Annotated in this window: 9 protein-coding genes and 1 pseudogene; 6 read left to right on the top strand and 4 right to left on the bottom strand. The window is 43.8% G+C overall.

What is annotated here, in order from left to right; genetic code table 11:
* The first annotated feature begins 66 nt into the window (after nt 1-66).
* Complete coding sequence (locus tag QUA13_RS30850) at nt 67-222, top strand: HEAT repeat domain-containing protein (protein ID WP_333204699.1); 156 nt, start codon at nt 67-69, stop codon at nt 220-222.
* Between the two features lie 319 nt (nt 223-541).
* Nucleotides 542-748 carry a hypothetical protein gene (locus QUA13_RS30845; RefSeq protein ID WP_333204697.1) on the top strand — a complete coding sequence of 69 codons (207 nt, stop codon included), beginning with the start codon at nt 542-544 and terminating at the stop codon, nt 746-748.
* 170 nt (nt 749-918) lie between these two features.
* Here the strand turns inward: QUA13_RS30845 and QUA13_RS30840 are convergent, their stop codons facing one another.
* Nucleotides 919-1,191 carry a hypothetical protein gene (locus tag QUA13_RS30840; protein WP_333204695.1) on the bottom strand — a complete coding sequence of 91 codons (273 nt, stop codon included), beginning with the start codon at nt 1,189-1,191 and terminating at the stop codon, nt 919-921.
* A gap of 205 nt (nt 1,192-1,396) precedes the next feature.
* A complete protein-coding gene (locus tag QUA13_RS32935; RefSeq protein WP_445242762.1) occupies nt 1,397-1,624 on the bottom strand; it encodes a hypothetical protein in 228 nt (75 codons plus the stop codon).
* Between QUA13_RS32935 and QUA13_RS30825 the strand changes: the two are divergent.
* Nucleotides 1,535-2,079 (top strand): annotated as a pseudogene (locus tag QUA13_RS30825) (phycoerythrobilin:ferredoxin oxidoreductase). The gene QUA13_RS32935 and the pseudogene QUA13_RS30825 sit on opposite strands and share 90 nt — an antisense overlap.
* A gap of 60 nt (nt 2,080-2,139) precedes the next feature.
* Nucleotides 2,140-3,306 (top strand): ribbon-helix-helix protein, CopG family, encoded by a 1,167-nt coding sequence (locus QUA13_RS30820; protein WP_333204691.1) that lies wholly within the window; start codon nt 2,140-2,142, stop codon nt 3,304-3,306.
* Between the two features lie 48 nt (nt 3,307-3,354).
* Here the strand turns inward: QUA13_RS30820 and QUA13_RS30815 are convergent, their stop codons facing one another.
* Both QUA13_RS30815 and QUA13_RS30810 read right to left on the bottom strand, forming a co-directional pair.
* On the bottom strand, nt 3,355-3,933 hold the full coding sequence (locus tag QUA13_RS30815) for a class I SAM-dependent methyltransferase (RefSeq protein ID WP_333204689.1): 579 nt from the start codon (nt 3,931-3,933) through the stop codon (nt 3,355-3,357).
* A 19-nt stretch (nt 3,934-3,952) separates the two neighbouring features.
* Nucleotides 3,953-4,279: a hypothetical protein gene (locus tag QUA13_RS30810; RefSeq protein WP_333204687.1), complete on the bottom strand. Its 327-nt coding sequence runs from the start codon at nt 4,277-4,279 to the stop codon at nt 3,953-3,955.
* Nucleotides 4,280-4,630: 351 nt separating this feature from the next.
* Here QUA13_RS30810 and QUA13_RS30805 point away from each other — a divergent pair, with 351 nt between their 5' ends.
* Both QUA13_RS30805 and QUA13_RS30800 read left to right on the top strand, forming a co-directional pair.
* Entirely contained in the window at nt 4,631-6,259 is a 1,629-nt protein-coding gene (locus tag QUA13_RS30805; protein ID WP_333204685.1) for an FAD-dependent oxidoreductase, read from the top strand.
* 440 nt (nt 6,260-6,699) lie between these two features.
* Entirely contained in the window at nt 6,700-7,089 is a 390-nt protein-coding gene (locus QUA13_RS30800) for a hypothetical protein (RefSeq protein ID WP_333204683.1), read from the top strand.
* Nucleotides 7,090-7,121: the final 32 nt, after the last annotated feature.

Genomic DNA, 7,121 nt, shown 5'->3' with positions numbered 1-7,121 from the left:
ATACGTCAATATACTTACACAAACAAAATTATTTAGGATTGCTCTAGATATAGAAAATCATTTAGGATTGCTATAGTAAGTTCGGATAACTGGGGAATTCGGCTGCGAGTTGCTCGCGCGCTGAGCAAATTTGACAATCCTCAAGCTCGCGCTGCTGTGAGCTATTTGGCAAAAGATCCAGATCATCGGGTTGCAGGTGCGACTTTGGAAGCTTCGCTTTAAAACAGCGGCTTACAACCTCAAGCAGACATTGGTAGCTGCCCTTAAACTCTTAAACCCGCCCCTAGATTAGCCCGATCGCCCTCACAATATTACGGATTGTTACTTTGTTTCTAATAAACGAGACAGGCGCGATCGGCATCCTTGACGATCGCAAGAGTTTTGGCATCTGAATTAATTCGCCATCTACCAGCCTTTTCGGCAATACCTAGCCAAGAGGTATTTCACAGCTTTGATGTGCAAAGTCGCCCCATTCCCTCCGGGTTGGAAGTCACAGCGAGCGCGGGAAAACCCCATATACTATCCGCAGTTGGTGTTACGAATGCCCGCAATTGCGAAAAGCCGCTACACTTACATCGATGCGGGTGCATCTGCTCAAGTTTTTAATTGCGTGATTTATCCGACTCACATTTACGATTTGCCGCTGTTGGGAATTGACCTCTTGTCTTTCGGCAAGAATAAAATTTGGGTTTTTCTCGACTTTCAGCCACTATTTAGAGATGAGGCTTATATAGCAAAATACATTTAACATCTAGAATCGCTCCGCGATAAGTACCACGATTTGAGCCAAAATTTATAAGTCAATTTTTATGACGTAAATCACTATTTTTATAGAGACTTGCTGTGATTCGCTAAAACTGATGCTAAAACTGGATAAAACCGGGTATATACAGCTTACAAACACTATATCAGTTTGTACTAGAAAATGCTGCTAGTAGCACAACCGCTGACTACCCAGAAAATATCCAGCGCATCGTTAAAATTCAAAAAAAATGCAGCCAGTACATTCCATACAGAGACGCGGCTTCGGGATTGTTTAGCAGTTATTTCGGTCATGAATTGGCTGAGAAATTTTGGAGGAGTTTTTGTTTGAAGATGCTGTGCCTTTAGCTGTAACAGCGAACTCGCGATGACCACTAAGTTTACATATATTTTTCCCAAAAAAAAGTTTGCCATAAAAACTTTAGTCATGGTTACAAATCTCTCGATTGAGGAGGTAAAATCTCAAATCTCAAATCTCAAATAGACAGCAAAAAAACTTTATTTTTTAGTGTCAACCTGTGGATTGAGGAGGTAAAATCTCAAATCTCATATCTATATCACTCTTGATAAGCCTTTTTTGTATGCGGCGATCGCTCTGATGAAAAATCGGTTAGACTTACAGTATTACCCGATTCTAGAAGGGTTTAAACTCAAGGAAGCTACAGTCGCCAAAAGGAAAAAACCAACTCAGCAGATCGTAACTACCTGTTACGCTTTTGCATCCCCGAAACTGCGGCAACTTCGCGCGGCTCACCTTTAAGGCGACAGCAGCTTGCAACTTCTCAATTTTGCGATCTTCCGGCATCTTAACTTTGATTTGCCGTTTTTTGGCGCGGATTTGGTGACGCTGCCGGGTGGTCATTTAATTCTCTGGATATGCAGCCTCTGTTTGGCGGCGACGCTGACTACCAGGCTAAGTATACTGGACCGATCGAACAAATTTTTCAAACTCATCAACCGCACCTTTCCTGGGGTGGCGGCTTTCCAGAGGAAGCTAAGCAGTTTTTCTCGTCGCCGTTTCTGTGGGCTCGCCCCGAGGAAACGGAAGTTGTGGAAACTCGCGTTTTTGCAGCGTTCAAAGACTATCTAGCCGCTGATTTCGATTTGGTCAATCGCGCCGAACCGGTGACATCGGGCGCAAAGTTAGATAATATCTAACAAGCTCAACAATGCTGCCTGCGGTATCGTGCCAAAAAAATCCCGAGCCAGGGAATGTTTAAGCGGTTCTACGGCGAGGAATGGACTGAAGAGTATATTCACGGATTTTTGTTCAATTGGGAACGGAAGCTGGCACAATTGGTAAGTAACAAGAATTAATTTTAATACAAGCTTCAGCCACTACACTAATAAGTGTAGGTTGGCATGAGGAAAATGCCAATGGTCAAAAAAAATCGCAATGTAGTTAGTTCCAATTCAGAAAGTAAAGTCAAAGTCGGACTTTCGCTGACTTCTTCTAGTGCCGATCGATTAAACACGATCGCTCGAAAGCTCGGAATATCAAGGTCGGAACTCCTAGAACGCTTGGCACAAGGCGCTCTGGATATTTCTAAGGACAAGACGGAAGTTACTGTCACTTGGAAAAAAGGTGAAGAAACGGAGGTAGAGGCGGCCCACTTGCAAGGGGAAACAGCCGAAGAAAGCGAATTTAATGACGCTGTAACGGCAGAAACTCTATCGGACTCGGTGAGTGTAAAGCCAAATCCGCTGCAAGAAAGTTACGAAAGTTTACAGCAGCAGTTGACTGAACGCGAAAGTTCGATCGCTTCTTTGCAGCAGCAATTGGCCACCGAAAAACAAAATCTAGAAAGCCAATTGCAGGAAACTGTACCGAAGTCAAGTTACGAAAGTTTACAGCAGCAGTTGAGTGAACGCGAAAGTTCGATCGCTTCTTTGCAGCAGCAAGTCGCCGAAAAGCAAAATCTCGAAAGCCAATTGCAGGAAACTGTACCGAATTCAAGTTACGAAAGTTTACAGCAACAGTTGACTGAACGCGAAAGTTCGATCGCTTCTTTGCAGCAGCAAGTCGCCGAAAAAGAACAGCGGGAACACGAGCTTCAGCAACAGCTAGCAGAAAAATCCAGTGCTCTGGAATCTTTGCAGCAGCAAGTCGCCGAAAGAGAACACCGGGAACACGAGTTTCAGCAACAGCTAGCAGAAAAATCGAGTGCTTTGGAATCTTTGCAGCAGCAAGTCGCCGAAAGAGAAAGTTCTCTGGAATCCTTGCAGCAGCAATTAGCTACCGAAAAGCAAACTTTGGGACAGCAATTGCAGCAAACCGTGTCGCAGTCGAGTTACGAATCTTTGCAGCACCAGTTAGCCGAAAAGTCAAGTGCGATCGGAGAATTCCAAGTTCAACTAACCAAGTTGCAATCTCTAGAAAATCAATTGAGCCAGAGTGCGGCGATACAGCGAAATTACGACGCTTTGCAGCAACAGTCTCAAGAACAGCTAAAAACCATCAAAGCTTTACGGGAACAGCTAGGTCAAATGCAGGCTGTGGCTGGGATTGGCGAAGCTTATCTCAACAAGTGGCGGCGTCCCTGATTCTAAATCAGCAGAGAAATCGATCGCGCGCGAGCGCGATCGATTATTTCATGGTTTGTACAAATAAAAAGCAGCCCGATCGCCGTCATTATTTTTATTTAATTCCTCAGCTTTTAGTTTAAATTCTTTAAGCTCAAGATCGGAAAAATCAGAAAACTCTCTACCGCAGACAAATTGTAACTCCCACGAGTCAAACACAATATCTTTTATTTGAAATCCCACCTCATTTGCTAGTAATTTCATACTTTTCGGAGTGTGTAAAAACAAGTGAATCGGAGGCTCAATTTGACCCCATTTGACACCATATTCTCGCCACGCATAAGTTGTTGAGGTGACAGGAATTCTAATCAAAGCATACCGATCGTGTTTTAGCAGTCGCCAGATATTTTTTAGAGCCTCCTTCGGTTGGGGTATATGAGCAAAAAAATGATGCAGCATAATCAAATCAAACCGATCTTCTAGTTCCGCTATTTCTTTTTTAAGAATCTTGACACCATTTTTATATAAAATATCACCTTCAATCAAAGGATCGAGTCCTGTAAGGTTAAACAAACCTTCTTCAGCTAGACGCAGCAAAAGATCCCCCGTACCGCAACCAACATCTAATATTTTCGATTCCAATGTCACATTGACCTCGATCGGCCAGTCAAAATAATAAGGAAGTCCGTATATCTTTGATAAAATTTCTCCCAATATTTTTTTTTGCCAGGTAATTTTCTGCTCTTTTACGCTTTATAAATCTAAACAAGCCCTTGGTTTCTTTAACGTTAGGGATTTGTAAATAGTAATAGTTAAATGAATAATATTGTGACAAATCTTGGGGAACGTTCACTATTTGCAAGCAACCGCATTCACTGCTTTCAATATAATCAAATGGGTTGTTATTTAAACCAGGAAGTTCTTGGATGGGTTCAATTTTATAAATGGTGTTATCTTGCGAATTGCCGCAAATTTCACAAGTATTCAAACTCATTAGATTCAACCTTATTTTAAAATTAATTAAGCTGAACTACACCTGATTTTGCAAAAGTATCTATTCTAAGGAAGGGCTTGCTCTGAAAAGCCATGCAAGTGATGTGCGATCGGCTCAGTATAGCAGGTGAAAAGTACAAGAGACATCTCCAACAAATCATCTCCTACTATCTCGCGAGATGTAGGGTGTAAGCCAAGGCGCGACAATTCATGTTTCCAACCTTTGATTTTATGCCCAAATGTTTCACCCTTACCAGTCCGAACTCGCACTCCACAGACAGATTGAAACCTGTCGAAGCTTTTTTTTGTAATATATGATAATAATTTTAAGAAATATTACAATAAATAAATTATGACGATCGCTCCTACCCCTTTTAGCAAATCCAATCCAGCAGACACTAAGGGCCGCATCACGGTAATTGGAGCCGGCATCGGCGGACTCACAGCAGCCGCCCTGCTAGCCCGCAGAGGATACAAAGTGCTAGTCTTAGACCAGGCGATCGTCCCCGGCGGATGCGCTTCCACCTTCAAACGCAAAGGCTTTACCTTCGATGTCGGCGCCACGCAGGTTGCAGGATTGGAACCCGGAGGCATTCATCACCGAATTTTTTCAGAATTAGACATAGAACTCCCCGCCGCGACACCCTGCGACCCGGCTTGTGCGGTGTTTTTGCCGGGAGAAACAGCACCGATTAGCGTGTGGCGAGATCCGCAAAAGTGGCAGGAAGAAAGGCAGCGGCAGTTTCCTGGAAGCGAACCTTTTTGGCAATTATTGTCTGCATTGTTCAAAGCTAGCTGGAAGTTTCAAGGGCGCGATCCAGTTTTACCGCCCAGAAACTTCTGGGATTTCTGGCAATTAATTCAAGCAGTTCGCCCCGATACTCTAATTACTTTGCCTTTCACTTTTATGACAGTGGGAGATGCTTTGCGGCTTTGTGGGTTGGGCGACAATTTGCGCTTGAGAACTTTTCTGGATTTGCAGTTAAAATTGTATTCTCAAGTCGATACCGAAGAAACGGCGCTACTTTACGCGGCGACGGCTTTAGGAGTTTCGCAAGAGCCGCAGGGATTGTATCATCTAGAAGGAAGTATGCAGGTGTTGAGCGATCGACTTGTAGAGGCGATCGAACGAGATGGCGGCCAAGTCTTATTGCGACACACAGTTGAAAGCATTATCACCGCCAACGGCCAAGCCACCGGTACTGTGATTCGCAATCAAAAAACAGGCGAAGTTTGGACAGAAACTGCCGATCGCATTGTTGCCAACGTGACAGCGCAAAATCTAGTAAAATTGTTGTCAGGCGAGCCGATTGTCGGAAATTTAACCGAAAATTTAACAGATAATTTATCCGTTAAATCTGAGACTTCAGAGGCAACCAACCAACTGCCAGATCAAATGGCAGGCTACAAATATCGAGTTGATAAATTGCCGCCCGCATCCGGTGCATTTGTCATATATTTGGGAGTGCATGAAAGCGCAATTCCGGAAAATTGTCCGCCCCACCTTCAGTTTCTATACGATTACGAAGGCGAGATTGGTGAGAATAATTCATTATTTGTTTCTGTCAGCCATCCGGGAGATGGCAGAGCACCGGAGGGAATGGCGACAATTATCGCTTCGTCATTTACTGATACTCGAATGTGGTGGAATGCGGTTGATTATGAAGGATTAAAGCAAAAATATACCGCAGGGGCGATCGCCCGTCTGAGCGAATATTTCAATTTGACGCCAGAGTCGATCGTACATCAAGAGTCCGCCACACCCCGCACCTTTGCCCGCTACACAGCGAGAGATAGAGGCGTTGTGGGTGGTATCGGGCAGCGAATACCAACCTTCGGGCCCTTCGGATTTGCCAACCGCACACCAATTAAAAATTTGTGGTTAGTAGGCGACTCCACCCATCCCGGAGAAGGAACTGCCGGTGTTTCCTATTCTGCTTTAACAGTAGTGCGGCAACTGGAGGCCACCTCTAATATCTAAAATTTATTGACAATAGGGCGGGCGATCGACCTTCAACAACACCAATAATCAGCCGGACTTACCAGACACACTACATATAGTTTTCATGCGTAAGTCATGAGGTGTTCAATTCTTTATTTTTTAGCTAAGTAAGTCGGGGCGACAAAACGCAACTATGTAAACGATGGTAAAGTCTCCAGATGCTCTCTACTGGCTGACTTAAGCCTGTTTACATACTGTTACATTATTCGGTTTAATCCCGCCTACCTACTTACACAGCTATTTCAATTCTTCGGACAGTTTTTGATTTCCAACGGTAGAATAAGGGTTTCAAGGCTCCAAGGCAATCGAGCTACCAAGGGAAAATCGAGGGTTTCAGACTACGAACTAAAAACTGTCCGGACTATTGCTATTTTAAAGTTAATAACTAAGTTCAAAGCTTACTTTGAGAGAGAAAATGTATGAAGTTTAAATCCCAGCTAAAGGTTATTTTTTCTTACAGTGCCCTGATTCTTCTAATGTCGGGTGCAGGCTGTGGGCAAATTGGAGAGCAAGTTGGAGGGCCAGTTGGAGTTGGAGTTGGAGTTACAGCTGGAGTTGACGGCCCAACTAGAGATATTCTTCAGCAAGGTCTTAATGAGTTACAGCGACAGCCCAACCGCTGGCGTGAAACAATGGAGAGCATTATTAAACAGTTGGAACAGTCAGGGACAACCGTATCGAAGCAGGTAGCTCGGGATGTTCAAAGTACCTACAATAGTATCTTGGGGCAAACAGGCAGTGAATTTTCTTGCCGAGCTGATTTCGTACTGGAGTTTAGACTAAGCACAAATTTACTCAGAAGGAGCTGAGTAGAAATTATGGTGAATTTAGAGAGAGATTC

Origin of the sequence: Microcoleus sp. S28C3 (assembly GCF_036700785.1) — a bacterium.
Taxonomy (GTDB): Bacteria; Cyanobacteriota; Cyanobacteriia; order Cyanobacteriales; family Microcoleaceae; genus Microcoleus; species Microcoleus asticus.
This window is presented reverse-complemented; position numbering and strand designations above follow the sequence as displayed.

Bases quoted from the DNA above. Each gene is read 5' to 3' on its own strand.
- QUA13_RS30845 (WP_333204697.1), top strand. From the start codon at position 542: ATGCCCGCAATTGCGAAAAGCCGCTACACTTACATCGATGCGGGTGCA.
- QUA13_RS30840 (WP_333204695.1), bottom strand. From the start codon at position 1,191: ATGACTAAAGTTTTTATGGCAAACTTTTTTTTGGGAAAAATATATGTA.
- QUA13_RS32935 (WP_445242762.1), bottom strand. From the start codon at position 1,624: ATGACCACCCGGCAGCGTCACCAAATCCGCGCCAAAAAACGGCAAATC.
- QUA13_RS30820 (WP_333204691.1), top strand. From the start codon at position 2,140: ATGGTCAAAAAAAATCGCAATGTAGTTAGTTCCAATTCAGAAAGTAAA.
- QUA13_RS30810 (WP_333204687.1), bottom strand. From the start codon at position 4,279: ATGAGTTTGAATACTTGTGAAATTTGCGGCAATTCGCAAGATAACACC.
- QUA13_RS30805 (WP_333204685.1), top strand. From the start codon at position 4,631: ATGACGATCGCTCCTACCCCTTTTAGCAAATCCAATCCAGCAGACACT.
- QUA13_RS30800 (WP_333204683.1), top strand. From the start codon at position 6,700: ATGAAGTTTAAATCCCAGCTAAAGGTTATTTTTTCTTACAGTGCCCTG.